This is a genomic window from Ureibacillus terrenus, from assembly GCF_006569205.1.
GTDB classification, from domain to species: domain Bacteria; phylum Bacillota; class Bacilli; order Bacillales_A; family Planococcaceae; genus Ureibacillus; species Ureibacillus terrenus.
The window spans coordinates 57,455-82,690 of the sequence record NZ_VIGD01000011.1 but is presented as its reverse complement, the minus strand read 5'-3'; the positions used below and the strand labels follow the sequence as shown (position 1 = coordinate 82,690).

Annotated in this window: 23 protein-coding genes and 2 pseudogenes; 21 read left to right on the top strand and 4 right to left on the bottom strand. The window is 44.2% G+C overall.

Annotated elements, in window-relative coordinates:
* The first annotated feature begins 258 nt into the window (after positions 1-258).
* The 15 genes and pseudogenes from FKZ59_RS09620 (at position 259) to msrB (ending at position 14,078) form a co-directional block, all read left to right on the top strand.
* The gene (locus FKZ59_RS09620) at positions 259-1,215 is read left to right on the top strand and encodes a thymidylate synthase (protein ID WP_141602545.1); all 957 of its coding nucleotides are present in this window, start codon (positions 259-261) and stop codon (positions 1,213-1,215) included.
* A gap of 25 nt (positions 1,216-1,240) precedes the next feature.
* Positions 1,241-1,720: a type 3 dihydrofolate reductase gene (folA, locus tag FKZ59_RS09615; protein WP_181733249.1), complete on the top strand. Its 480-nt coding sequence runs from the start codon at positions 1,241-1,243 to the stop codon at positions 1,718-1,720.
* Positions 1,721-2,207: 487 nt separating this feature from the next.
* Entirely contained in the window at positions 2,208-2,915 is a 708-nt protein-coding gene (locus tag FKZ59_RS09610) for a CoA transferase subunit A (RefSeq protein WP_141602544.1), read from the top strand.
* Positions 2,915-3,568 carry a CoA transferase subunit B gene (locus FKZ59_RS09605; protein ID WP_141602543.1) on the top strand — a complete coding sequence of 218 codons (654 nt, stop codon included), beginning with the start codon at positions 2,915-2,917 and terminating at the stop codon, positions 3,566-3,568. Before FKZ59_RS09610 ends, FKZ59_RS09605 begins: the two co-directional genes overlap by 1 nt.
* Before the next feature lie 104 nt (positions 3,569-3,672).
* A complete protein-coding gene (locus FKZ59_RS09600; RefSeq protein ID WP_141602542.1) occupies positions 3,673-4,317 on the top strand; it encodes a TetR/AcrR family transcriptional regulator in 645 nt (214 codons plus the stop codon).
* Positions 4,318-4,347: 30 nt separating this feature from the next.
* Positions 4,348-5,490 (top strand): acyl-CoA dehydrogenase, encoded by a 1,143-nt coding sequence (locus FKZ59_RS09595; protein WP_141602541.1) that lies wholly within the window; start codon positions 4,348-4,350, stop codon positions 5,488-5,490.
* Between the two features lie 19 nt (positions 5,491-5,509).
* A pseudogene (locus FKZ59_RS09590) lies at positions 5,510-7,153 on the top strand (AMP-binding protein); the annotation flags it as partial.
* Between the two features lie 49 nt (positions 7,154-7,202).
* Entirely contained in the window at positions 7,203-8,561 is a 1,359-nt protein-coding gene (locus tag FKZ59_RS09585) for an acetyl-CoA carboxylase biotin carboxylase subunit (protein ID WP_141602539.1), read from the top strand.
* 172 nt (positions 8,562-8,733) lie between these two features.
* Positions 8,734-8,949: an acetyl-CoA carboxylase biotin carboxyl carrier protein subunit gene (locus tag FKZ59_RS09580; RefSeq protein WP_141602579.1), complete on the top strand. Its 216-nt coding sequence runs from the start codon at positions 8,734-8,736 to the stop codon at positions 8,947-8,949.
* Positions 8,950-8,959: 10 nt separating this feature from the next.
* A complete protein-coding gene (locus FKZ59_RS09575) occupies positions 8,960-9,892 on the top strand; it encodes a hydroxymethylglutaryl-CoA lyase (protein WP_141602538.1) in 933 nt (310 codons plus the stop codon).
* Positions 9,870-10,652, top strand: coding sequence for an enoyl-CoA hydratase (locus FKZ59_RS09570; protein WP_141602537.1), 783 nt, complete (start codon positions 9,870-9,872; stop codon positions 10,650-10,652). The genes FKZ59_RS09575 and FKZ59_RS09570 overlap by 23 nt, the downstream gene beginning before the upstream one ends.
* Before the next feature lie 40 nt (positions 10,653-10,692).
* Positions 10,693-12,231 carry an acyl-CoA carboxylase subunit beta gene (locus tag FKZ59_RS09565; protein WP_141602536.1) on the top strand — a complete coding sequence of 513 codons (1,539 nt, stop codon included), beginning with the start codon at positions 10,693-10,695 and terminating at the stop codon, positions 12,229-12,231.
* 296 nt (positions 12,232-12,527) lie between these two features.
* Positions 12,528-13,106, top strand: a complete 579-nt coding sequence (locus tag FKZ59_RS09560; protein ID WP_141602535.1) for a YpmS family protein — start codon at positions 12,528-12,530, stop codon at positions 13,104-13,106.
* Between the two features lie 11 nt (positions 13,107-13,117).
* Positions 13,118-13,651 carry a peptide-methionine (S)-S-oxide reductase MsrA gene (gene msrA, locus FKZ59_RS09555; RefSeq protein ID WP_141602534.1) on the top strand — a complete coding sequence of 178 codons (534 nt, stop codon included), beginning with the start codon at positions 13,118-13,120 and terminating at the stop codon, positions 13,649-13,651.
* On the top strand, positions 13,638-14,078 hold the full coding sequence (msrB, locus tag FKZ59_RS09550; protein WP_181733257.1) for a peptide-methionine (R)-S-oxide reductase MsrB: 441 nt from the start codon (positions 13,638-13,640) through the stop codon (positions 14,076-14,078). Before msrA ends, msrB begins: the two co-directional genes overlap by 14 nt.
* Before the next feature lie 60 nt (positions 14,079-14,138).
* Here the strand turns inward: msrB and FKZ59_RS09545 are convergent, their stop codons facing one another.
* From FKZ59_RS09545 to FKZ59_RS09535, 3 genes are read right to left on the bottom strand one after another with little or no spacing between them, the layout of a single operon-like run.
* Positions 14,139-15,293 carry a Ger(x)C family spore germination protein gene (locus FKZ59_RS09545; RefSeq protein WP_141602532.1) on the bottom strand — a complete coding sequence of 385 codons (1,155 nt, stop codon included), beginning with the start codon at positions 15,291-15,293 and terminating at the stop codon, positions 14,139-14,141.
* A complete protein-coding gene (locus tag FKZ59_RS09540; RefSeq protein ID WP_141602531.1) occupies positions 15,290-16,747 on the bottom strand; it encodes a spore germination protein in 1,458 nt (485 codons plus the stop codon). Before FKZ59_RS09540 ends, FKZ59_RS09545 begins: the two co-directional genes overlap by 4 nt.
* 15 nt (positions 16,748-16,762) lie before the next feature.
* Positions 16,763-17,857, bottom strand: coding sequence for a GerAB/ArcD/ProY family transporter (locus FKZ59_RS09535; protein WP_141602530.1), 1,095 nt, complete (start codon positions 17,855-17,857; stop codon positions 16,763-16,765).
* A gap of 178 nt (positions 17,858-18,035) precedes the next feature.
* Here FKZ59_RS09535 and FKZ59_RS09530 point away from each other — a divergent pair, with 178 nt between their 5' ends.
* The 6 genes and pseudogenes from FKZ59_RS09530 to FKZ59_RS09505 all read left to right on the top strand — a co-directional run bounded on the left by FKZ59_RS09530 (position 18,036) and on the right by FKZ59_RS09505 (position 24,210).
* Positions 18,036-18,263 carry a YozE family protein gene (locus FKZ59_RS09530; protein ID WP_141602529.1) on the top strand — a complete coding sequence of 76 codons (228 nt, stop codon included), beginning with the start codon at positions 18,036-18,038 and terminating at the stop codon, positions 18,261-18,263.
* A 69-nt stretch (positions 18,264-18,332) separates the two neighbouring features.
* The gene (gene deoD / locus FKZ59_RS09525) at positions 18,333-19,037 is read left to right on the top strand and encodes a purine-nucleoside phosphorylase (RefSeq protein WP_141602528.1); all 705 of its coding nucleotides are present in this window, start codon (positions 18,333-18,335) and stop codon (positions 19,035-19,037) included.
* Between the two features lie 152 nt (positions 19,038-19,189).
* Positions 19,190-20,695 (top strand): lmo1851 family serine protease, encoded by a 1,506-nt coding sequence (locus FKZ59_RS09520; RefSeq protein ID WP_141602578.1) that lies wholly within the window; start codon positions 19,190-19,192, stop codon positions 20,693-20,695.
* Positions 20,696-20,764: 69 nt separating this feature from the next.
* A pseudogene (locus FKZ59_RS09515) lies at positions 20,765-21,669 on the top strand (CobW family GTP-binding protein).
* 224 nt (positions 21,670-21,893) lie between these two features.
* A complete protein-coding gene (locus tag FKZ59_RS09510; protein WP_246045857.1) occupies positions 21,894-22,826 on the top strand; it encodes a CAP domain-containing protein in 933 nt (310 codons plus the stop codon).
* 307 nt (positions 22,827-23,133) lie between these two features.
* Positions 23,134-24,210: an undecaprenyldiphospho-muramoylpentapeptide beta-N-acetylglucosaminyltransferase gene (locus FKZ59_RS09505; RefSeq protein WP_141602527.1), complete on the top strand. Its 1,077-nt coding sequence runs from the start codon at positions 23,134-23,136 to the stop codon at positions 24,208-24,210.
* 46 nt (positions 24,211-24,256) lie between these two features.
* Here the strand turns inward: FKZ59_RS09505 and FKZ59_RS09500 are convergent, their stop codons facing one another.
* Entirely contained in the window at positions 24,257-24,805 is a 549-nt protein-coding gene (locus tag FKZ59_RS09500; protein WP_141602526.1) for a GNAT family N-acetyltransferase, read from the bottom strand.
* Between the last annotated feature and the right edge of the window lie 431 nt (positions 24,806-25,236).

Below are 25,236 nucleotides of genomic sequence, written 5' to 3'. Positions count from 1 at the left end.
GTCTGGTTATTTATAGTTTATACTAAATATTCGGAAAATAGAAGTTTGTTGCCCGATATCGCCTTGATATTCTGTTTTATGTACGATAATTTGTTATAATTGCGGTTTCTGTTCTTTGAAAGTTCATGTTAGAAATAAAGTTTATGATTATGATATGATAAAAGTTGATTTTTTATTCATAAGGAATTGATAAATTTTATTTCATCATTATTCCATAATACAATTAGATCAATTTACATAAGACGGGAGAGTATGGATATGCGCCATCCGGAATATGCCTATTTGGATTTATTGCGATACATTTTAGACCATGGAGTGAAGAAAGAGGACAGAACGGGAACGGGTACCATCAGCATTTTCGGCTATCAGATGCGTTTCGATTTGAGCAAGGGGTTCCCTCTGCTTACCACTAAACGCATTCCTTTCAAACTCGTGGCGAGCGAATTGTTGTGGTTCATTAAAGGGGATACGAATATCCGTTATTTGCTCGAACATAACAACCATATTTGGGACGAGTGGGCGTTCAAAAAATGGGTGGAATCCGAGGAGTACGACGGACCGGATATGACAGACTTCGGTCTTCGCGCGGCACAGGACGAAGAATTTGCCAAAATCGTGGACGAGCAAATGAAAATTTTCCACGAAAAAGTGCTGACCGATGATGCCTTTGCGGAAAAATACGGTGACCTGGGGCCGGTCTACGGCAAGCAATGGAGAAGCTGGCCGGGCGTTAACGGCGAAACGATTGACCAGTTGAAAAATGTGATTGAACAAATTAAACGGAATCCGAATTCCCGCCGCTTAATTGTTTCCGCCTGGAATCCGGCGGAAGTGGAGGATATGGCTTTGCCGCCATGCCATACGCTGTTCCAATTCTATGTGGCGGAAGGAAAGCTTTCATGCCAGCTTTATCAGCGCAGTGCGGACGTTTTTTTGGGCGTGCCGTTCAACATTGCGTCATACGCCTTGTTGACGCATTTGATTGCCCGTGAATGCGGACTTGAAGCCGGAGAATTCATTCACAGTTTCGGCGATACGCATATTTATTTGAATCATTTGAACCAGGTGAAGGAACAGCTTTCCCGTAAACCGCGCCCGCTTCCGACTTTAAAAATCAATCCGGAGAAAAAATCCGTCTTTGATATCGAACTGGATGATTTGTCGATTGAAGGCTACGATCCGCATCCGACAATCAAGGCGCCTGTAGCGGTTTAAGGCAACATGGACCAAGGAGAGATTGATGATGATTTCATTAATTGTTGCTCACGACAAAAATCGCGTCATTGGATATAAAAACGAAATGCCTTGGCATTTGCCGGGCGATCTGAAATATTTTAAAGAAACGACAATGGGCAAGCCGATCATCATGGGAAGAAAAACCTTTGAATCCATCGGGCGGCCTTTGCCCGGCAGAAGAAATATTGTGATTACAAGAAACAAAGGATACCATCATGATGGAATCGAAGTGGCGTCCAGTCTGGATGAGGCATTGAGGCTTGCGGGCAATGCCGGGGAAATTATGGTGATTGGCGGAGAACAAATTTTCAAGCTGGCCCTTCCCCTTGCCGACCGGTTGTATGTGACGCACATCGACCACGAATTTGTCGGTGATACTTATTTCCCGGAATACGGGGATGAATGGAAAGTGATATCCAAAAGTGAAGTGTACGAAACGAAGGAAGGCTACACGTATCAATACGTTGTCTACGAAAGGAAATAAGCTGGCCGGTTATCTGGCTTGTTCCTGAAAATCTCCATTGGGCTTGTGGCATCAAATCTGACGGCTTGCCCGTAAACTTTCCGAATAAATAAGGGCTGTCCAAAAATGTAGGGCAGCTTTTTTTTTTTTTTTTGGAAATGTCGGTTCAATTTGCCAGACGGCTAAATAAGCTGCAATCATTCCCGATACCAATATAAAAAATATCTTTTCCTCACAATAGAAATCAATCGGCGTCCGGAGAGCATCGGCCTTCCAGACGGCTTTTTTTCAATTATCGCCTTTATGATGTGTTTAAACTTCTGAAAACGGGTAATAAGTGTTATGTCGGAAAATCTGTTATAAAGAACAAAAAATATGATTTTCCGAGAATTTTGTCGCTTAAAATATAATTCGCCGCCGCCCGAAATGAAGTATAAATCCTTTTCCCCCCTCATATCTATAAATATAGTGGGACAGTTATTGCTTAATAGACAAGGAGGAGTGCAAGATGTCAAAGGTCTTTTCTTCCTTCGAAGATGCCATTTCCGATTTGAAAGATGGCGATACGATTATCGTCGGGGGATTCGGTTTATGCGGTATTCCGGAAAAAGCGATTGAAGCCATTTTAAGAAAAGGCACGAAAAATTTGACCGTTGTCAGCAACAACTGCGGAGTGGACGACTGGGGACTCGGTCTTTTGCTGAAGAATAAGCAAATCAAAAAAATCATCGCTTCCTATGTCGGTGAAAATAAAACCTTTGAACAGCAATTTTTAAATGGCGAAATAGAAGTTGAGCTGACTCCTCAAGGCACGCTTGCGGAACGGATTCGCGCGGGGGGCGCGGGGATTCCCGCATTCTATACGGCAACAGGTGTCGGTACGCCGATTGCGGAAGGAAAGCCGACAAAAGTGTTCGACGGCAAGACGTACATCGAAGAGCGGGCCATTGTCGGGGATTTTGCCTTTGTAAAAGCTTGGAAAGGAGACAAACTTGGAAATTTGGTTTACCGCAAAACGGCAAGAAACTTTAATCCATTGGCGGCGATGGCCGGAAAAATCACGATTGCGGAAGTGGAAGAGCTGGTGGAAGTCGGAGAGCTCGACCCGGATGAAATCCACACGCCAAGCATCTATGTTCAACGCATTTTAGTGGGAGAACGCTATGAAAAGCGCATTGAAAAATTGACGACAAGAAAAGAGGAGGTTCTACGCTGATGGCTCTCACAAATCGGGAGAGGATTGTGAAACGGGCGGTGCAGGAAATCCGGGACGGCATGTACGTGAACCTGGGAATCGGGATGCCGACGCTCGTGGCCAATGAAATACCAAAAGACTACCAGGTAATGTTGCAGTCGGAAAATGGTTTGCTTGGCATCGGCCCTTATCCGACGGAATCGGAAGTGGATCCGGATTTGATCAATGCCGGGAAAGAGACGGTGACAGCCGTCAAAGGAGCCGCATTTTTCGATAGTGCCGAATCTTTTGCGATGATCCGCGGCGGACATTTGGATTTGGCTATTTTAGGGGGGATGGAAGTATCCGAAAAAGGCGATTTGGCCAACTGGATGATTCCGGGCAAGTTGGTCAAAGGCATGGGCGGCGCGATGGATTTGGTGCATGGGGCCAAACGCGTAGTGGTCATCATGGAGCATTTGTCCAAAAAAGGGGAACCGAAAGTCCGGAAGGAATGCACGCTTCCGCTGACAGGGCAGGGCGTGGTGGACCGCCTGATTACGGAACTTGCCGTATTCGATTTTACCGATGAAGGCATGGTGCTGATAGAAAAATCAAAGGATATCACATTGGAAGAACTGAAAAGCAAAACGGAAGCGGACTATATCGTCTCTCCAAATCTCGTAGAATGGTAACTGGATTTTTGATAGAAAAATTTAATTGATTTAGTCATAAAATGCTAGAAAAATAAATATATTTCTAATAGTGTGTTTCAATGTCGATTACCGAAAGGCGGTAAATAATGAAAAAAACATTGAAAGAACGGATCTTGGAAACATCGATTCAACTATTCCAGCAACATGGGTACCACGGAGTTACAGTGGACGAAATTGTGGCTGAAGCTGGCACGTCCAAAGGCGGATTCTACCACAATTATAGATCAAAAGATGAACTTTTATATGAAATCCACGATGTTTTCATTTCCTACGTCAATAAAAAAGCGGAAGAATCTTATGGAGAGAATAGGACGCCTGTGGCAAGATTGGCCGCCATCCTGGATTCGTTTATAAAAGTTTTTGATTTATACAAGCCGCATATTACGGTGTTTTATGAGGAAAGCACCTACCTGCATGATGAATTCAAGGAAATTATCAATGAGAAACGGGACCGTTTCCGAAAATTGCTGGAAACTGTCATTATTGAAGGCCAGGAAAGCGGCGATTTCCGGAAAGAATTGCCAGCAAACATTGTCACTATGTCGATCATCGGTATGGTGAATTGGACGTATAAGTGGTACAAGCAGGAAGGGCCACTGACGATAGAAGAAATCGCGGCAATTTTCAAAGATATGATTTTCAGATCGATCGTCACACCGCAAGGATATTCCGAAGCACATAATTTAAAGCAAATTATAGAAGCACAAGCGAAAATACAAACCGACTAGTCGGTTTTTGTCAAGTGGGGGGAAATGTTCATGGACTTTGAATTAACGAAGGAACAATTGATGATTCAAGAAATGGTAAGAGATTTTGCAGAAAAGGAAATTAAACCGTACGCCAGAGAAAATGATCAGCAATCCAGATTCCCAATCGAAACATTCAAAAAAATGGGTGAACTTGGCTTATTGGGCATTCCGTTTCCGGAAGAGTACGGTGGCTCCGGCGGCGACACCATCTCCTATGCCATCGCCGTAGAGGAGATCGGAAAAGCTTGCGGCGGTACAGGGCTCAGTTACGCCGCGGCCATCAGTTTGGGGGCATCGCCGATCTATTATTTCGGAACGGAAGAACAAAAACAAAAATGGCTCGTTCCGATGGCCAAAGGGGAAGCGCTCGGATCTTTCGGCTTGACGGAACCGAATGCCGGATCTGACGCAGGCGGCACCAGAACGAAAGCGGTACTCGACGGCGATGAATATGTCATCAATGGGGAAAAGTGCTTCATCACGAACGCCGGCTATGCGAGACAAATCATTGTAACAGCGGTAACAGGTGAAAGGGAAGACGGCAAAAAGATCATTACTTCCTTCATCGTTCCGACAGATGCGCCTGGCGTAACAATCCGCTGCGACTACGACAAATTGGGCGTCCGCGCTTCCAATACATGCGAAATTGTTTTGGAAAATGTCCGTGTCCCAAAAGAAAATATATTGGGCGATCCAAAGCGGGGTTATAGCCAGTTCCTGCATACATTGGACGGAGGGCGGATTTCCATCGCGGCCCTTTCGGTAGGGATTGCGCAAGCCGCTTATGAAAAGGCGTTGCAATATGCCAAAGAAAGATATCAATTCGGACAGCCGATTTCAAAATTCCAGGCCATCCAGTTCAAATTGGCCGATATGGCGATGGAAATCGAATTGGCACGCAACATGGTGTACAAAGCGGCATGGTTGAAAGACAACAAAAAACCGTTCAGCAAAGAAGCGGCTTTCGCAAAACTTTTCGCATCGGAAATGGGATTCAGGGTGTGCAATCAGGCCCTTCAAATCCACGGCGGCTATGGATACATGAAAGACTACGATGTGGAAAGACATTTGCGCGACATCAAACTGATGGAAATTGGCGAAGGCACTTCGGAAGTTCAACGACTTGTGATATCCCGTTTAATCGGTTGCTAATAAATTTCGAAGGAGGAATGGGATGGCAGATTTAGTTTACAAAACAATTGGTCAGTTGTTGGAGGAGCAGGCGGAAAAATATCCGGATAAGGAAGCGGTTGTTTATTCAGACCGAGATTTGCGACTAACGTATAAGGAATTCAATGAATGGTCCGATCAAGTGGCAAAAGCGCTGATCGCCCTTGGCATCGAAAAAGGAGACCACATCGCTGTTTGGACATCCAACGTTCCTGAATGGGTCGCTCTGCAATTTGCGACAGGCAAAATGGGCGCGCCGCTTGTGACGGTCAATACGAATTACCGGGCCGCGGAGTTGGAATATTTATTGAAACAGTCCGATTCCCAGACGCTCGTCCTGATTGAACAATATAAAGATCACCGCTATATCGATACGCTTTATGAAATTTGCCCTGAACTAAAGAATTCCAGGCCGGGCGAACTGAAATCAAAACGTTTACCGATGCTGAAAAATGTCATTCTCATCGGTGACAGCCAATATGACGGGGTTTATAACTGGAATGACGTCATCCAATTGGCGGACCAAGTTTCAGATGAAGAATTGGAGAAGCGAAAAGCTTCATTGCATTATAACGATGTCATTAATTTGCAATATACATCCGGAACGACGGGATTCCCGAAAGGTGTCATGCTGACACATTTCAATATAGTCAATAACGGCATTAATATTGCGGAATGCATGAAATTGACACCTGAGGACCGGCTCTGCATTCCTGTTCCGTTCTTCCATTGCTTCGGCTGCGTCATCGGTACGATGGCCATCGTTTCCGCGGGCGGAACAATGGTGCCGATCCAGGAATACAATCCGGTGGAAGTGCTGAAAACGGTGGAAAAAGAAAAGTGCACCGCGCTGCACGGCGTACCGACAATGTTCATCAGCGAATTGAACCTGCCGAACTTCGATGAATTCGATTTATCTTCATTGCGCACCGGCGTCATGGCGGGGTCCAACTGTCCGGAAGAATTGATGAAGAAAGTCATCCACAAAATGAACATGAAGGATATTACCATCTGCTATGGACAGACAGAGTCTTCGCCAGTGATTACGCAAACGCGCACAGATGATCCATTCGAGTTGAAAGTGAGCACGGTTGGACGGGCATTGCCGAATGTGGAAGTGAAAATCATCGACCCGAAAACGGGCGAGGAAGTGCCGCCGAATACGCAAGGCGAGCTTTGCACGAGGGGCTATCATGTAATGAAAGGCTATTACAATAATCCGGATGCGACAAAAGAAGCCATCGACGAGGACGGCTGGCTGCATACGGGAGACCTTGCCACAATGGATGAAAACGGCTATGTGCGCATTACCGGCCGCCTGAAAGATATGATCATCCGGGGAGGGGAGAACATTTACCCTCGTGAAATCGAGGAGTTCTTATATAAAAACCCGAAAATTTACGATGTGCAGATCGTTGGTGTTCCGGATGAGAAATACGGGGAAGAAGTGGCCGCCTTTATCATCCTGAAGCAGGGTGAAACTGCGACGGAAGAAGAAATCCGGGAGTTTTGTGAAGGCAAAATTTCGAAACATAAAATCCCGAAATACATTTTCTTCGTTGACAAGTATCCTATGACGGCATCAGGAAAAATCCAGAAATATAAGTTGAAAGAACAATTTACATCAAAACTTGTGCATAAATGAGATGAAGTGACAGCACATCTCTTACATGACAGGAAGGGGAACAGCGCCGATGTTTAAAAAAATATTGATTGCCAATCGCGGCGAGATTGCAAGAAGAATTATCCGCACCTGCAAAAGATTGAACATTCAGACAGTCGCAGTGTATTCGGAAGCGGACAAGGATTCCCTGTTCGTCCGCGAAGCCGATGAGGCATACGAAATTGGCAAGCCTCCCGTCGCCTTGAGCTATTTAAATATCGACAAAATCATTGAAACGGCGAAAAAAGCGAATGCGGAAGCAATCCATCCGGGCTACGGATTGCTTTCCGAAAATCCGAATTTTGCGAAACGCTGCGAAGAAGAAGGAATCGTGTTTATCGGGCCCAAACCGGACGTCATTGCGGCAATGGGCAGCAAGCTTGAAGCCCGCATCAAAATGAAGGAGGCGGGTGTGCCGATTATTGAAGGCGTCAATGTCGTCATCGAAAGTGTGGAAGAAGCGTTGAAAGAGGCGGAGCAAATCGGCTATCCGCTTATGCTGAAAGCGTCCAGCGGTGGCGGCGGCATCGGCATGCAGCGGATTCACAACCAGGAAGAATTGGCGAAAGCCTTCGAAGGCAATAAAAAACGCGCTCAATCTTATTTCGGTGACGGCACGATGTATATCGAAAAATATATCGAAAACCCGCACCATGTGGAAGTGCAAATCCTGGCGGATGCCCATGGCAATGTCGTGCCGCTGTTTGAACGGGAATGTTCGATCCAGCGCCGGAACCAGAAGGTGATCGAAGAAGCGCCATCGCCGACGATTTCGGATGCGACGCGGGAAAAAATGCTGGAAGCGGCCGTCCGCGCGGCAAAATATATTGGATACACAAATGCGGGAACATTCGAGTTTTTGGTGGATGACAAGGAGAATTTTTACTTCCTGGAAATGAATACCCGCTTGCAAGTGGAGCATCCGGTGACGGAGGAAATCACGGGAATCGATCTGGTGGAGCAGCAAATCCGGATTGCCCAAGGGCTTCCGCTCGAAATTGCCCGCGAATCGTTGAAAATAAATGGACATGCCATTGAAGCGCGCATCTATGCGGAAGATCCGGTGACGTTTTATCCTTCCCCTGGCGTAATCGGTTCTCTGCAATTGCCTGAAGGCGAAGGCGTCCGCAATGATTGCGCAGTGGAATCGGGGGCGCAAGTGACGCCATTCTATGATCCGATGATCGGGAAGCTGATTGTCCATGGAAAAACTCGGGAAGAAGCGGTCAAGCGTCTTGTGGAAGCATTGAAGTTATATAAAGTTGAAGGAATCAAAACCAACATTCCGATGCTATTGAAAATTGCGAGTCACGAACAATTTATTAAAGGAAATATTACAACCAGCTTTGTGGAGCGATATTACTTGCCCGAAGTTCAGGTGACGAAATAATTCAACGGGGAAGGATGCGGATGGTTTGTGCAGGTTTGTTTCTGTGGAAAGTGACAAAGCTTATGCATGAGTGAAGAGCATCGCACAAGCAGGGCACACCAACCGCATTTTCCCCAGTTAATTACAATTTGAATACCAGTTTTTTCAAAATATTTTCGGAGGGATGATCATGATGTCAACAATAGTGAAAGCAAATATGGCAGGAACAGTTTGGAAAATCGTTGTATCAGAAGGAGAGCAAGTGGAAGCGGGACAAGATGTGGTTATTTTGGAATCCATGAAAATGGAAATTCCGATTGTGGCGGAAACTTCCGGAACTGTCAAGAAAATTTTTGTGCAAGAAGGCGATTTTATCAACTTGGATGACGATATTATCGAAATCGAATAGGGGGAAAAGGATGAAACTTCCAGCCAAAGTGACCATCAAAGAAGTCGGTCCAAGGGACGGTTTGCAGAACGAGCCAAACTTTATCGAAACAAAAGACAAAGTCGATTGGATCAACTTGTTGAATCAAACCGGTTTATCCTACATCGAAGTATCCTCCTTCGTTCATCCGAAGTGGATTCCCCAATTGGCGGACAGCGAACAGGTGCTGAAATCCATCAGGCGGAAACCCGGCGTGACTTACGCTGCCCTTGTGCCGAATATCCGCGGACTTGAGCGGGCGCTGAACTGCCAAGTTGATGAAATCAGCGTCTTCATGTCCGCCAGTGAAGGCCATAACCAAAAAAACATTAATAAAACGATTGATGAGACGTTTCCTGTATTAAAAGAAGTGGTGGATGAAGCGAAAAAAGCGAATCTGAAAGTGCGCGGCTATGTATCGACGGTCATTGCCTGCCCTTATGATGGGCCGGTGGAGCCTGAACAGGTGCTGAAAGTCGTTGACCGCCTTGCGGAAATGGGCGTATACGAAATTTCATTGGGTGACACAATCGGCGTCGGCGTTCCGACTCAAGTGGAAAGATTGCTTGAAACATTGCTGAAGCATTTTCCGCCTCGACTGTTTGCAATGCATTTCCACGATACAAGAGGAACGGCCCTTGCCAATGTGCTGAAATCCTTGGAAATGGGCATCACGGCTTTCGACAGTTCGTTAGGAGGCCTTGGAGGATGCCCTTATGCAAAAGGCGCGTCCGGCAACGTTTCCACGGAAGATTTGAACTATCTGCTCACAGGCATGAACATTGACACCGGTTTGAATCCGCAAGCATTGATTGAAGCGGCTTTCTTCATCGAAGAAAAACTCGGCAAGAAATTGCCATCCAAACAGATGGTAATTGCCAGAAACGAAAGGAGCGCGAACATTGACAACGCTCGTACAGTTTAAGGAAATCGAAAAAGGCATCGGTTTAATCACCCTGAACCGTCCGGAAGCGGCGAATGCATTATCCCTTCAATTATTGAAGGAACTCAATGAAACGTTAAACGACGTCGCCAAAAACCGGGATATCCGTGTCGTTTTAATCACCGGCAGCGGGGAAAAAGCCTTCTGTGCCGGCGCGGATTTAAAAGAGCGGAAAACGATGAATGAACAGCAGGTGCGGGAAACGGTCCGCCTTATCGGCAGCACGGTGAACCAGGTCGAAGCGTTGCCGCAACCGGTCATAGCCGTGATGAACGGTGTGGCCTTTGGCGGAGGATTGGAGCTTGCTTTGGCCTGCGACATCCGCGTGGCCAGCACGGAAGCGAAAATGGGATTGACGGAAGTGTCTCTCGGAATTATCCCGGGAGCGGGCGGGACGCAAAGGCTTCCTCGCCTGATTGGCGTCGGCAAAGCAAAAGAATTGATTTTTACCGCCCGAAGAATTTCTGCCAATGAAGCTCTGGAAATCAATCTTGTCAATGCGGTGTATGATAAAGAGCAGCTGTTGGAGAAAGCGACGGAATTGGCATTGGAGATTGCGAAAAATGCGCCGTTATCTTTGATCCAAGCAAAGGTGGCCATCAACAAAGGTATTGAAACGGATTTAACCACGGGGCTGAAAATCGAGGAATTGGCATACAACGAACTGCTCCACACCGAAGACCGCATGGAAGGGCTGGTGGCTTTCCAGGAAAAAAGGCAGCCGCAATATCAAGGAAGATGACATTCCTGTGACGCAAAAGAACACAAAGGAGGAATCATCCATGAATGATACAGAAACAAAAAAAACACACGCGGATTTATTGGAAGAAATCAAAAAAGGCGGCCATGAGAAATATCATCAAAAGAATAAAGAACAAGGAAAATTATTTGCACGCGACCGGCTAAAATTGCTTCTTGATGAGGGAGAATACATCGAGGACGGCATTTTCGCAAACTGTGCCGCTGGTGATTTGCCGGCGGACGGCGTAGTGACAGGAGTCGGAAAAATCAATGGGAAAACGGTTTGCTTTATGGCCAATGACTCCACGGTAAAAGCAGGATCGTGGGGCAAGCGGACAGTAGAGAAGATTATACGCATCCAGGAAACCGCGGAGAAACTGGCTTGTCCCATCATTTATTTGGTGGACTCCGCGGGAGCACGGATAACGGACCAGGTGGAAATGTTCCCTGGCCGCAGAGGGGCGGGGCGCATTTTCTATAACCAGGTGAAACTCTCGGGGAAAGTGCCGCAAGTTTGTTTATTGTTCGGCCCTTCCGCAGCGGGAGGCGCATACATTCCTGCATTCTGTGATGTGGTCATCATGGTGGAAGGCAATGCTTCCATGTATTTGGGTTCGCCGCGCATGGCCGAGATGGTCATCGGGGAGAAAGTGGATCTGGAAACGATGGGCGGAGCAAAAATGCACTGCACGGTTTCCGGCTGCGGAGATGTGCTTGCCAAAACAGAAGAAGAAGCCATTGAGTATGCCAGAAAATATTTAAGCTATTTCCCTGGAAACTTCCGGGAAAAGCCTCCGGCGGCGGCACCGAAGCTTCCTGCAAATTTTGAGAAAACAATTGAAGAAATCATTCCAAAGAATCAAAACGTTCCTTTCAATATGTATGATTTAATCGACCGCATCATTGACGAAGGTTCTTTCTGTGAAGTGAAGAAGCTGTTTGCAGCTGAACTCATTACAGGTTTTGCGAGAATCGATGGACAAGCGGTAGGCATTGTTGCGAACCAGCCGAGAGTCAAAGGCGGGGTATTGTTCCATGATTCCGCGGACAAAGCGGCGAAATTCATCAGCCTGTGCGATGCGTTCAACATCCCGCTGATTTTCTTGGCGGACGTACCAGGTTTTATGATTGGTACGCAAGTGGAAAGACAGGGCATCATCCGTCACGGCGCCAAAATGATTTTTGCCATGAGTGAAGCGACAGTGCCGAAATTGACGGTTATTGTACGGAAAGCATACGGTGCAGGATTGTATGCGATGGCCGGTCCCGCTTTTGAACCGGATTGCGTGATTGCGCTGACTACTGCTCAAATCGCCGTAATGGGCCCGGAAGCGGCGGTCAATGCGGTGTACGCGAACAAGATTGCCCAGTTGCCAAAAGAGGAGCAGCAAGCTTTTATCGAGCAAAAACGCCAGGAATACCGGGAAGAAATCGATATATATAAATTGGCTTCCGAATTGATTGTCGACGATGTGATCGAACCGAATCAATTGCGGGAAGTGTTGACTGCACGGCTTCATGCATATTCATCCAAATATATGGTATTTTCTGAGCGCAAGCATGGCGTCAGCCCGGTATAATGGGGAAAATGTACGGAAACAGAGCGAGAAAAGCGTTTCGCTCTGTTTTTTTATTTTCTCTAAATGCAATGATCCCAGTCTTTTTGGAAAGGACCATCCATTTGTCATCTATTTGAAAAATGGCCGTATGGGGAGAAGCGCCTTTAATAAAGCAAATAGTTTTCTATTTCCAAAAATTTTTCATACAATTTATAATAAAGTTTGCCAAAATAAAGTATATTTTATAGAGTTTGAAGCATACTAAAAAATTAGTGCAGATTGAATCACTATTCATTTTTTGATAGGAGTGTCATAGAATGAATGTTTGGAAAGTCGCCTTTTTTACATTGTTGGGTTCAATTGTTTTATTGGTTGCATTTGTGATTTATTGGGCGACTTCACCAGGAGATACAGCGATACCGGCTCCACAGGCATCGGAAGTTGAGCCTGAGGACAGTGTCCTCTATGTGGAAACGACGGCAAAGGATTTTGAAAAATTGGCGATTAGATATATAAAGAAGGAATTAAAAAACTCGTCGTTGCCTGTGGAATTTGAAGTAGATGATACCGTTCAGCTCTCAAGCGAGATTGTTGCATTCGGTTATAATGTTCCGGTTACCATGAAATTCAATCCGGTCGTCAATAATCAAGGCAATATCCATTTAGTCCAATCGGAAGTGAACGTCGGAAGTTTAAACCTTCCTCCTTCTGCGGTATTAAAATTATTGAGTCAGGCTGTGAAATTTCCTGACTGGATGATCGTTCGGCCGGATGCCAAAGAAATTTTTGTTGATTTATCCAACCTAACTTTGGCTTCCGGCGCAAAAGTGAAAGCGAAGGAAATTGATTTAGAAAATGATCGAATCCAATTGGAAATCGTGATACCAAATAAGTAGGAGTGAGTAAGATGGCCAAGGAACTTGCTACGTTTGCCGGCGGGTGCTTTTGGTGTTTGGTAAAGCCGTTTGATCGGCTGGAAGGAATCGAAAAAGTCGTTTCGGGCTATACGGGCGGACATGTGGAAAACCCGACTTATAAACAAGTTTGTTCAGGCACGACGGGACATGTGGAAGCGGTGCAAATCACCTATGATCCGGAAGTGATATCGTATGAAAAATTAGTGGACCTTTACTGGAAATTAATCGATCCGACCGATTCGGGAGGGCAATTCCACGATCGGGGCGAATCATACACAACGGCCATTTTTTATCATAATGAAGAACAGCGGAAAATTGCCGAAGAATCAAAAAAACGTTTGGAAGATTCCGGAAAGTTTGATAAGCCGATTGTCGTAAAAATCCTTCCGGCGAAAACTTTCTACCCTGCAGAAGAGTATCATCAGGATTTTTATAAGAAGAACCCGATCGATTATGAACGCTATTTTATCGGTTCGGGAAGGGCGCACTTCATCAAACGGCATTGGGGGGATATTGGTGAATAAGGAAGAACGGTTAAAGGATCTGACGCCGATGCAATATTATGTGACGCAACAAAACGGAACCGAGCCGCCGTATCAAAATGAATATTTCAATCATTTCCAGGAAGGCATCTATGTCGATGTCGTTTCCGGGAAGCCGCTTTTCAGTTCAAAGGACAAGTTTGACGCGGGTTGCGGATGGCCAAGCTTTTCCAAACCCATCCATCCCGATGAAATTGTTGAAAGATTGGATACTTCCCACGGTATGCGCCGAATCGAAGTCCGAAGCAAAACAGCCGACTCCCATTTGGGGCATGTATTTCCCGACGGCCCGCGTGAACTTGGCGGGCTCCGCTATTGCATCAACTCCGCAGCCCTGCGGTTCATTCCGAAAGAAAAGTTGGAGGAAGAAGGCTACGGCGAATATGCAAAGCTTTTTGAAAAAGAATAAATAAAAAAGATGATCCGGCTTGGGACGGATCATCTTTTTATTTTATAGCGAAAGATTGATTTAATCAGGTTTTTTGAGGGTATTTTTATATATCGTTCTTCCTGATTTTACTTTTTGAACGGTTACTTGCACATCGATGGAATCCTCAGTCAATGGGATAACTCCCTGATTTTCTAATTTTTTCCACACTTTTACATTTTTCCTGTACAATGATTCTGACAGGCGGTAGACATCGCAATTCTTTTCCAACCCCTTTTTATAGGTCTCCGTTACCGCCTTTTCAATGCCTTTTTCAACCGCTTTTGCAATGGCATCCTCGCTGACATTGATATTATAGCTGCTTACCAGGGCATCCGCTGATATGTCGATCTGAAACTTGACGTCAGTCCCCTTGACAATAGGCGTAATTTTCCGTTTCATATTTTTAATGGTAAAAGTAAAATCGGCATCACCGATTTTGGTTGTCACATAACCCGTAATGGATTCATTGGTCATAAATTGCAGGCCATTGGCGTCATCCTTTATTAAATACCCTTTAAATTCCTTCGGTGTCACGAGGGCCACCCCTTCGATATGAAAAGTGGTATCCGGTCCTGAAACCGTATTCCAATTATGTTTCACTCTTACATAAGGAATTTTCACTAAATGGTTCGGCTCGTTCAAATGGATAATCAGTTTCCGGACATTCATCGGTTCGATGAAAGAGTCCTGTTCGTAGGAGTTTAACGGGTTGGCCAGTTTTGTCAGCGTAATGGCTTTTTGCAGAAGCGGTGTTTCCAAAAAGAATTGTTCCAGCGGTTCGTTCGTTGCATAAATCCATGTTTGATATCGGGTATTGATATATCTGGAGAAGGAATTTAATACTTCATTGAGTTTTTCTTCCTGTTTCAGCAGCTCCTCGCCGAAAACAAGAAAGGTCAGATGCCCAAAGAAGATTTTTTCATCTACGCTGCGGATCATTTTCGCAATGGCTTCATCCACCGTTCTGCCGGTGCTGAGTCCCACTTCCGACTGCATCATGTCCTGGTTGATTTGTTCGGATCTTGCCACATTGGCGAAACTGACAAGTTGCATGTAGAAATAAAACTGGCCGTCTTTATAATCGAGTCCAACACCATGCAAATAAAGCATCCGGGCATTTTCTTCCGAATCCCAGCATCCCGTCAACAGAAACAGATTGGCAAGCAGCAAGAAATATATCATGTATTTTTTCATTGCAGTCCCTCATTGCTTGTTCTGGTGTCATCTTTTGTTTTCAGCATTCCCGGTCTTCGTTTATATTGGTTTGGAGTCAGGCGCATCAGGGTTTTGCCGATGGACGACCAGCTTAGTTCCGCGGAAAAATTTAAATAAGGCACTCCGAACACCCGCATGTTTGCCATGTATAAAAGGAGCAAAAACAGGCATATGAAAAAGCCGAACAATCCAAAAAAGGCAGTCACGACAATAAAAATGAAGCGGATGATGGAAATCAAAGTCAACAGCGACTGATTGGCAATGGTGAAAGTCGCGACGAAGGATAAAGCGATGATGACCAGCATTGACGGGCTTGTAATGCCGGCCCGTATCGCAGCGTCCCCGATAATGAGTCCGCCTACTACGCTGATGGTGCTTCCGATGGCCGTAGGGAATCGCATCGCGGCTTCCCGGAACAGTTCAAACATGATTAGAAGAATAATCATTTCCAATGCTGCCGGGAACGGCAGACCCCGGTTCGAAACTACCACTGTTGCAAGAAGCTGCAGCGGCAATTGATTTTGATGAAAAGTCGTCAGTGCCAGCCAAAAGGCGGGAAGGATGATTCCAATTATGATGCCGACTATTCTAAGCAATCTTTCGAAAGCGCTGAACAAAATCGGGTATTCAAAATCTTCCCCGGTTTTTAATAGGAAAAGAAAATTGACAGGCGTAATAATAGCATAGCTAACACCATCAATCAGAATCACAACCCGCCCCCGGACCAGCGAATGTATCGCGAAGTCGGGCCTGCCGGTATCATTCGTCCATGGCAGCAGCCATCGTTTTTTATCAATATGTTCAACGAGTGAATCTCCGTTCAACACAACATCCGTGTCAATCTTTTCTATCTGTTTTTTTATTTCCTGTACAATCTTTGTATTTGCGATATCTTGCATATATAAAACGGCCACGGTTGTTTTGGATCTGGCCCCCACGGAGATTTTTTCCACACACAGGGAGTTGGTCGGCAATCTTTTCCGGATGAGCGCAATGTTGGTGGCGAGATCTTCAATGAAGTTGTCCCTCGGGCCTTTGATGGCGATTTCCATTTTTGTTTCTTCCGGCTGGCGGTTCGGTTTTTTGGCGATATTGCATGTGAGGAGTAATTGCGATTCATTCAAGAAAATCGCCAATTTCCCGGAAAATACTTCCAGTATGATTGTTTCTTTGTCTTCAAGTTTCTTCAGTTCCGGAAACGGCATTCTTAACAATTGTTCTTCGTTTAACCCGCCTTCCGCCTTTTCAATGAATTTTTCCATCGAGGGCAAAATATATGAAAACAGGATTTGATTGTCGACCATGTCTTCGCAAAAAATGAATGTAAATGACACACCATGAATTTCAAAAGGGAAAAAAATTACGTCCTGGGCTTTTTGGAACAGCCCCCTCAAGGTTGTCAGGCTGATGGTTGAAGTCTCATCCAGGTTCATTTGCCATCACTACTTTCATTTCATATTTTGTTGAGCTGTTTTTTTATCGAAAAAGGCGATGATAATCAGCACAACAGAAAGAATGAAAATAAAAATAAATGTAAAATGGAGCAAATAGTAATTATTTAATAATAGGAAGAGATCGTCTTTCATAAGCAATAAAGATAGATTCAATATCAAAAAGGGCGGCATCAAATGCAGCCAGATTTTCTTCGGCTTTCCTGTGTAGTTTAGTATGTCACAAACAATAAATAATATGATTCCCACACGGATGAACGTTCCCGAAAGCCACTGATAAACGGACAAAAAGTCCATATGTTCGATGAACCGACCAATAGAAACCAGCGCCCATTCTTCGTATGCGGGAAAATGTTGTCTTGCGGCTTCGTCGGGGCCGAATTCTACAATGGCGCCGATTAAAGGGCCAAGGGTCAATCCGACAAACCAAAAAAAGATGATGCCGATATGATGCCATTTTAAAGGTTGTTTAAAATAATGCTGCAGGAAAAGGAGCAAAAACAATTCAATGAATCCGGATGCCGGAAAAATCATGGCCTTTATCACCGGCCCCATGCCATGCTCCAGAATTGGAAACATCAGTTCGTGATTTTTCACTTGAAGATTTGTAAATGATGCGTAGAAACCGAAAATGATGACGAAAAAGAGGATGTTGGCATTCACGCTTGCAATAGTCTGAATATTGGTGGATGCCAAAAGGAAACAAGCAATTGTATAAATGATAATTAATAAAACAACCGGCGTATTTTCTAAAAAGCTGGTAGTCACCCAAAGGATAGTTTCCCTCAATGTAAAAGCGGCGAGCAAATAAGCCAGAATGATAACGCTGAATAGAATGATTTTCGAACCCCATTTGCCGGCCCGTTGTGCAAGCCAGTCTTTTAGCGGTTGACCTCGAGATTTTTTTTGTATATAAAGAATCCAAAGAATCCAAGGAAATATGATAATCCCGGTTAAAATCACCGAAATCCATCCATCCCGTTTAGCCGTTTCCAAAATCGGAGAGATGACTGTTACATGATTTTTTAAACCGATTGAAGTCAGACATAGAAATATGACATGAAGAATGCTGATTTTGCATGAATTGCCCACATTCTCATCTCCCAGTCGTTCTTAGATGTATGTTAGTTTATCCAATTTAGTGTAAAATAATTAACATTCACCATTGTTTGAAATAGAGGAATGTTTTATCAATAATTTCTATATGATACAGATTAAATATGATGTGATGAGGTTTAGTCGGAAATTGACATAGAAATGGGGGAAATGTATGTATCAAAGTTTTTATCAATTTGCTCTATCTTACCGTGGGGGAGATGCATCCGACCCGAAAACAAGATTTGCGGAGAAAATGTTTCAGGACCATAGTTTTCCAAAGGTGAGCAGTTCTTTTGAAGAGCTTTCAAGCTATATTGAGACATTGGCGGATGAGGACCTGTCCACCCAAGCTTTTGACGAATTGTGGGAAATTTATCAGACAAAATTTCTTGAGGAATAAATATCATTGCATAATTCTTGAAAAAAACGTATATTTTAGTTTGAATAAACCGGAAATGAGGGAAGGCCATTGAGTATTCATATTAACGCGAAACAGGGAGATATAGCTGAGACGGTTCTATTGCCGGGAGACCCGCTGCGCGCGAAATATATCGCCGAAAATTTTCTTGAAAATGCTGTATGCTACAATGAAGTGCGGAATATGCTGGGGTTCACCGGCACCTATAAAGGACACCGGATTTCCGTTCAAGGAACGGGTATGGGAGTACCATCCATTTCCATATATATTACGGAATTGATGCAAGAGTACGGGGCAAAAAAATTGATCCGCGTCGGCACTTGCGGCGCCATCCAAAAAGATGTAAAAGTGCGGGATGTCATTTTGGCGCAATCCGCTTCGACGGATTCCAAAATGAATGAAATTATTTTTAATGGCATCGATTATGCACCAACGGCCGATTTTGATTTATTGATGAAAGCGTATCAGGCGGGGGTGAAAGCCGGTCTGCATTTGAAAGTAGGAAATGTGTTCACGGCGGACATGTTCTATTCCGATGAACATCAATATGAAAAATTGGCGCGTTACGGTGTGCTGGCGGTGGAAATGGAAACGGCCGCACTGTATACATTAGCGGCAAAGTTTGGAAGACAAGCCCTTTCCGTGTTGACTGTTTCCGATCACATTTTGACCGGCGAACTGACAACTGCAGAAGAAAGACAGACAACATTCAATGACATGATTCAAGTGGCGTTGGAAGCCGCCATCGGGGCATAGGCGCTAAAATGATTGATGGCTGTTCCTTTCAACGAATCTAATAATATGTTGACTGTCATAAAAAATTGACAGTCTTTTTCTTTTCGTCGCTGCTTGAAACTGTTAATATGATATTGGCGTATAAGAAAGTGTATATGAGAGTGGTGAAAATTATGGAAGAACAAAATCAGCAAGAGAAGGAAACGCAACAGCAGCAAAATCAGCAAGGGAAAGCAACTCAGCAGCAGGAACAAAACAGACCTGCCGCAAGATATATCCGTTTGAAACCGTTCAATTTTATTATGTTGATGGTTTTGACGATTATTTTCACATCCGGCTTGACGATTTTTGCCTTGACGTTCGGTGATAAAAAAGTCGTTGAGGTTACGGCTGACCGTGAAGAGTTTTCCCAACTCTATGACGCTTTTGATGAACTGAAAGAAAAATATTATAAGGAAGTTGATGATGAAAAACTTATTCACGGCGCCATCAACGGCATGTTTGAGGCACTCGATGATCCATATTCCGATTATATGGAAAAGGATGAGGCAGAGCAATTTAATTCCGATTTGTCATCCAGCTTCCAAGGCATCGGCGCCGAAATTCAGGAACGGAATGGCAATATCGTCGTAGTGGCGCCAATCAAAAATTCTCCTGCGGAAAAGGCGGGGTTATTGCCTGAGGACGTGATTGTCTCCGTCGATGGCAAAAGCCTGCAAGGGATGAGTGCGACGGAAGCGGTGCTCTTGATTCGCGGGAAAAAAGGCACTCCGGTGACATTGACGATCAAACGCGGAAATTCAGAAGATTTAATTGAAATGACCATCATCCGGGACGATATTCCGATTGAAACCGTTTACGGGGAAATGGGAGATGATAAAATCGCCCACATCCGGATTACGACCTTTAGCGAAAATACGTATGAAGAATTGAAAAAACTTTTGGAGCAATACGAAGCGGATGGCATGAAAAGCATAGTGTTGGATGTGCGGCAAAATCCTGGCGGCTATTTGAATGCCGCGATTGAAATTTCGAACTTGTTTGTGGATGAAGGAAAACCGATAGTCAAATTGCAAAGCCGCGAAGGGAAACCTGAAGTCGTGTTGAGCGAAGCCGGAAAAAAATATAAATATCCGATTGTGGTATTGGTCGATAATGGAAGTGCTTCGGCTTCCGAAATAATCGCAGCTGCGCTGAAAGAATCCGCGAATGCGACGATTGTCGGCACGAAAACATTTGGCAAGGGAACGGTTCAAACAGTCACTCAATTGCCGGATGGTTCAAATCTTAAGTATACGACAGGCAAATGGTTGACACCAAAAGGAAATTGGATTCACGAAAAAGGAATTTCACCGGATGTGGAAGTGCCATATCCTGACTACTATAGTGCAACATATATTGATCCGAAAACGGTATTGCAAAGAGGCACTGTCTCAAGCTTTGTGAAATCGGCGGAATTAATTCTCGATGCATTGGGATATAATGCCGGTAAAATCGATGAAACTTTTGATGCGGCAACGGAAGCGGCCGTGATCCAATTCCAAAGAGATCAAGGGCTTGAACGCACCGGTAAAGTGACCGGCGATACAACGTATGCGTTGATGGATGCATTAAGGGATAAAATCCAAAAGGACGATCCACAAGTACAAAAAGCAAAAGAACTGCTTCAAAAACAATAAGATTTTTCCGAGGGAGCTGCATTCTTTCATTGAATGCCAGCTCTTTCTTTTGAATTGGAGGATAGAAGAATGAAAGACGTTTATTTATTCAGCGGATTTTTGGGCAGCGGGAAAACTTCCATGCTTGTAGACGTATTGCGGCAATGTAAAGAGGAAGGGTTGAAACCGGCTGTCATCATGAACGAGCTGGGGGAAATCCCTTTTGATTCCAGGGCGGTGGATGTTGAGGTGCCGTTGAAAGAAATTCTTGACGGCTGCATTTGCTGCACCGGCGGCGAGAAGACGGAAGCGCAAATACAAACTTTGCTGCACGAAGCCGATTTTGACGTATTGATCATTGAGACGACGGGCGCCGCCCATCCGGTGGAAGCGCTGGATGCGGTATATTCCCCTTTGTTTGCCGATCGGTTGAACATCAAAGGGATCGTCACGGTGGCAGACAGCCGCAGATGGCTGGAGAGGGAAGGGCTTTCTCCTCAGGCAAGAAGCCTCTTTTTGGAACAAATCAGACATGCCCATCTGATTCTTGCCAATAAAAGCGATTTGTTAACGGAAGCGGAAAAGGCAAGAGTGGTTTTCGAATTGCAGGGATTGAATCCGAATGCGATGATTTTGCAAACTGTCCACGGAAGGGTTCCTTTGAAATGGTTAAAGGCCATGCAGGCGACTGCGGGAAAGATGGAAATCAGTCCGGCAAGAATCGGGCACCATCTGCATCTGGGTTCCCGTGTAATCGAATTTACGCGTCCGTTTGCCTTGGAAGAATTTGAAGAATGGGTGAGAGGGTTGCCGGATACCGTTTATCGGATGAAAGGATATGTTCCAATCGAAGGGATGGCTTATCTGATGCTTTTTCAATATGCTTACGGACTGATCCACAATGGCTTCCTGAATATATGAAAATGCCGCCAAAAATTGTGGTGATCGGGGAAAATGTGCAATCTATTCAAGTTATTGGGGACAAGATGCTTTGAAAATGTAAAATTTGTAAAAGGAATGTCTTAGTTTAATCAATTGAATTGGTTGTCAATAGTTTTTTTCTAGCAATATATTTTTATGTTGTCAATCATTGTAAGATATTTTGTCTTTGAATCTATTTAAATAAAGGGATTGTCATTATTTTGATTCTTTTCCAGGGTATGGACCATTTTTTACATTTTTTCTCCCTTATCATGGAAAGTGAAGGGAGAGTGGAAATATGAAAAAATGGTTCATTACGGTTTGTGCATTGTTTTTGTTTGCTGTGGCGGTGCCGCAAGCCGGTTCGGCGTCTTCAATGGAAGAGCCTTCCGGGAAAGCGTTGCAACCGATTGAAAAGATTGTACTTAAATGGGAACATGGCATTCTTGCAAAAAAGTCGCAGGAGCCGACTCTGCCGGGAACAGCAATTTTAAAGCAGCTGACATTGGCGATTGAACAGGCAAAAAATCAATTGGAATCAATCATTTCAAGGTCACTGATCGCACAGCAAGAAAAAGAATGGGACAATCCGCGGGAAGAAAGAAAAGTCCAGCAACCAACTTCTAAATCCCAGAAAATTGCGGGAAAACCAAAACAACAAGAGGTGCCGGTTTCCGATGGGGGGACAGAATCAACTTTCAATAAGCAAAAGGCAACTGGAAACCGATCCGAACAAACCGATGACTATTTAGAATCCCGTCAAACCAATGAAGCAAAACATGCAGCCCCTTCTGCTCCAATCCTGCAGGCGGAAGCGCCTCAGGCAAAAGAAGAAACATCAACCGGTTTGCAAGTATCCGAATTTGAACGCCAAGTAGTGGAGTTGACAAATGCGGAACGGGCAAAGGCGGGGTTGAAGCCTCTTGAGATGTACAGTCCGTTGATGGCTGCGGCTAAAGTAAAATCGCAGGATATGGCCAATTTGGGATACTTCTCTCATACCAGCCCGACATATGGCAGCCCGTTTGATCAGATGCGCGCGGCAGGCATCCAATTCCGCGCGGCAGGTGAAAACATCGCGCAAGGCCAAAGAACGCCTGAACAGGTGGTGAACGCCTGGATGAACTCGCCGGGACATAGGGCGAATATATTAAATCCAAATTATACGCACATCGGTGTAGGTTTTGCGGAAAACGGATACTATTGGACACAACAATTTATTCAAAAGTGAAATAGGAATTTCTATAAAGGATTTTGAAAAAGAGCGGAAAAGGGATTCGCTCTTTTTTTTTTAAGAAATTGTATGGATGAAACGGGCAGCTTGTTGAAGTTGGCCATCTTGTACGGATTGAAAGCAAACTCGCGGGGATGAATCAAATTATTGAAGATTAACTCCAACATTTTGACATGCACCAAAAAAAGCGGTTCAGAGCATTGTTTCTGCCGCACTTTATGATAAAATCAGTCATGGACGCATAATGTGAACAAGAAGTTGAAACATTCAAGAAAGCAGTTTTATGAGAATAGGGGAATTCATCGTGAGCAAAAAAACAATCGTTTTAACCGGAGGGGGAACCGCCGGACATGTTTCGTTGAACGAGGCGATTATTCCTGCTTTGCAAGAGGCGGGATATTCCGTCCATTACATCGGTTCCCGCAACGGCATAGAGAAGGAATTGATAACAAAAAATTTTCCCGAAATTCCTTACCACAGTATATCGAGCGGAAAATTAAGAAGATATTTTTCCTTGAAAAACTTTACCGATCCTTTCAGAGTATTGGCGGGAATCGGCCAAGCTTATGCGGTTTTGAAAAAAGCAAAGCCGTCCATCGTCTTTTCCAAAGGAGGGTTCGTTTCAGTCCCTGTTGTCATTGCCGCCAAATTATCGAATATTCCGGTGGTCATCCATGAATCCGACGTGACGCCCGGGCTTGCCAATAAATTGGCCCAGCCATTTGCATCCCATATTTTTACCGTTTTCCAGGAAACGTTAAATTATTTGCCAAAAAATAAAGCGACTTGTACAGGTTCCGTCGTACGGGAACAGCTGTTCAAAGGGAATAAATTGAGGGGCTTGAAACTTTGCCAATTTGCCCCGGGAAAACCGGTGCTGCTTGTCATGGGCGGCAGTTTAGGTTCCGTAGTATTAAATGACGCAATCCGGAGCAATTTGAGTAAATTGCTGGAAAATTTCAATATCATTCATCTTTGCGGAAAAGGGAATATGGATCCTCAGCTTTCCGATATCAAAGGCTACAAACAGTTCGAATATGTTACAAAGGAATTGCCGGATTTGATCAGCGCTTCGGATTTTGTCGTGTCCCGCGCAGGTTCCAATTCCATTTTTGAATTTTTGGCATTACAAAAACCGATGCTTTTGATACCGTTATCTTCGGCAAAGAGCCGGGGGGATCAAATCTTAAATGCGAAATTGTTCAAGAATCAGGGATTTGCGGAAGTGCTGGAAGAGGAGCAATTGACAAAAGAAACCTTTATGGAGGCCCTTCAAACCTTGATCCAAAAGAAGGACGCCATTTTAGGGGCGATGTCGAAAGCGGAAAGACCGAAGACGCCAAAAGAAATGGTGGAGTTAATTTTGCAATACGAGAAATAATGAAAAACACCAAATCATCTTTTTGTTTGATTTGGTGTTTTTTAATTTATATAACCTGTTCTTCCGTATTTTCCTGTTCATTGGCCATTACCATGTAAAACAGATCCCGCGGTATTTTATATAAATCATATTTTGCTTCTCCGGAATTGATTTCCTCGTACAAGCTCGGATGCAATTCGTTCGCACTGATGACGTACTTCAATTTTAAGGAGGCCCGCTTGGATTTTATATTTTCTTTGCGTATTCGCAAGAAGACTGTATGGAAATTATGTTTAAAAAATATTTCGTTCAAAAATTCTTTTTTCGCCAATTGATTGTATCCTTTTCCTTGATAGGGTGCGCCAATCCAAGTTCCCAGAAATCCTGCACCGTCTTTTATGTCGAACAGACTGATCGTTCCAATCGGTTGGCCCCATTCGTCGAGAATCGTTCTGGAAATCGTCTTGCCCAAAACTTCTTCTTCGATGATTTGTTTTGTAATGAACAAATATTCCTCTGGGCTGTACGCCTTGTGACGAACATATGGGAATACCGACGGATGAATCATCAATTGGTACAATTCATTCGTTTCAAACAAGTCTCGCGGTTTTAGCATATTAACGCCTCCTTTTTTTGGGTTATATTGAAAAAAATTCCAAAAACAGAAGAATAAATCATTCGCCGTCTTCATCAATTTTCATTTTATGTTGCATCCACAAGTTTTTCCAATATAATTCTGATTGTTTGCCCGGTATATCTTTAACATTAATATACCTCGAATAGTCGGCATTTTGTTTTAAAAAACGCGGGATTTTCTGTGTAAAGTTTGTGAATGCAATAGAACAATTTTATAAAAAAATCCATGGGAGTTCAACTATTTACAACGATTTATGTTACAATTAAATAATAGGTTGGAATGTTCCGCTTTTTTTTAGGAAAAGCAAATTAAAATGATGAATGTTTTATTTATAAAGTACCTTAAAACCCATGCCTTCAAACCAGGAACATTTTACGAATTGCTGAATTCCGGGTCAGGAGCATAAAAAT